Source organism: Tatumella ptyseos ATCC 33301 (genome assembly GCF_000735525.1).
Lineage (GTDB): Bacteria > Pseudomonadota > Gammaproteobacteria > Enterobacterales > Enterobacteriaceae > Tatumella > Tatumella ptyseos.
Genome location: NZ_JMPR01000002.1, coordinates 1 through 1,459, shown reverse-complemented (window position 1 = coordinate 1,459; position 1,459 = coordinate 1). Strand labels below are relative to the sequence as shown.

The following is a 1,459-nucleotide window of genomic DNA, read 5'->3' as shown; positions in this document are numbered from 1 at the left end:
ATTTACCGGATAAAGTCGGGTGAAACCCGATACCTATATAGCAAGGTAGCTAAAAGCCTGCCTGGCGCACCGCCATGGAATGCCCTGGACCAAAAAATACGAGATGTCCTTGTTGATATTTTTTATCAGGGTGTAAAGGATGCACCCGATCTTATCCGTGCAGCGATAAAAGGAAAAAATGCGCTTGCATCCCATATTAGAAACGATATGAACTTAATGAGATATGAAGACCAGCGTAAAAGATTGAGGTATCTGCAATGAGGACATTTTGTTGTTTTGCAGTAGCTGTTTTTTTAATCCTGCCATTGCCAGGTATAGCCGCTTTATCTGAGAGCCCTGAGGCGAAAGAATGCTTCAAAAAATATAATATTCCTGCACAACAGGATGAATGTCTGTCGAAGGCCAGAATGGATAGCGAGACAGATCTGGATGCTCTTATCTCTGATACGGTTAAACGGATAAAAGCCAATAATATGGGGTGGTTTAACGGTAAGGAAAATGCCAGTGTGACTTCCGGCGATATCTACAGCATAAGATTTATGAAAGCACAGGCATTATGGAAGCACTACCGGCAGGAACTTTGCCTTGCCGTTGCCACTGAACTTGATGAAGAGGCCTATGACTATCAGTCATTCATTGATCAGTGTGAAATAAACCTCAACAGACGACACAAGGAAGAAATTAACCTGCTGGGACTTCCCCGGGTCGTTGAGTAAATCACACCTTCGGTTTTGGTCGTTAGCAGATATCTCTGGCAAATATACTTCAGGTCAATCATACCTTCGTTATCAAATAATTTCGGCAGGGAAGGCTCCGGATTATGAATCAGGCGGACGCTGTAAAAAAGTTGATTAAAAAGTACTTTTGGGAAATGCAAAATGAGGCTTCATTGAGTACCGGTGCGGAACCTGTATTACCTGAAGACGCGTCAGATTTTTTTGATGAATACTTTGAATTGCTGAATATCGATCCCTCCGGATTTGATTTCCGTAAATATTTCCCGAATCAAGGCATCAGGTTTCTGCCTGACAGAATTCTTCCTGAGTATCTGAAGACTGATTATCATCAGCCTGCACCGTTAACGGTCAGTATGCTTATTGCCTCAGCAGAAGCCGGATGCTGGCTGGATAATTAGTTCTCTATGGAGAAAAAGTTTACTCGCTCAGTGATACTGCCAGCTATTCAATTAACGGCCGTCAGGCTGATATCCATATTCCTTACACGATTAACTAATGCCTCACAGAGCACGTTATTCAACTCCGCCAGCACTAAATGTCTGATTTACGTCCGGCGGCGTATTGTCTTTCTGAAGAGTCATTTCTGCGATTAGCTTTCCGGCCCTTCCGCGAATAGTCTTTGGTCTTTTATGGACTGAACCTGTACCACCGTGTTCTGTCAGTCCCGGGCTGATCAGGTTTCTCGCCCGTTCACTTTCTCGGTTATCTTGCTCCTGGTCATC

At 43.8% G+C, this 1,459-nt stretch carries 3 protein-coding genes and 1 pseudogene; 3 read left to right on the top strand and 1 reads right to left on the bottom strand.

Annotated elements, in window-relative coordinates:
- From GTPT_RS17700 to GTPT_RS00100, 3 genes and pseudogenes are all read left to right on the top strand, one after another.
- Positions 1-261 (top strand): annotated as a pseudogene (locus tag GTPT_RS17700) (peptidoglycan-binding protein); the annotation flags it as partial.
- Between the two features lie 146 nt (positions 262-407).
- The gene (locus GTPT_RS00105) at positions 408-716 is read left to right on the top strand and encodes a hypothetical protein (RefSeq protein WP_051170911.1); all 309 of its coding nucleotides are present in this window, start codon (positions 408-410) and stop codon (positions 714-716) included.
- Between the two features lie 104 nt (positions 717-820).
- Positions 821-1,135: a DUF1493 family protein gene (locus tag GTPT_RS00100; protein ID WP_029991408.1), complete on the top strand. Its 315-nt coding sequence runs from the start codon at positions 821-823 to the stop codon at positions 1,133-1,135.
- A gap of 114 nt (positions 1,136-1,249) precedes the next feature.
- Here GTPT_RS00100 and GTPT_RS17695 read toward each other — a convergent pair.
- Positions 1,250-1,459: hypothetical protein (locus GTPT_RS17695; RefSeq protein WP_038010575.1), on the bottom strand; the 210-nt coding region annotated here is incomplete at its 5' end.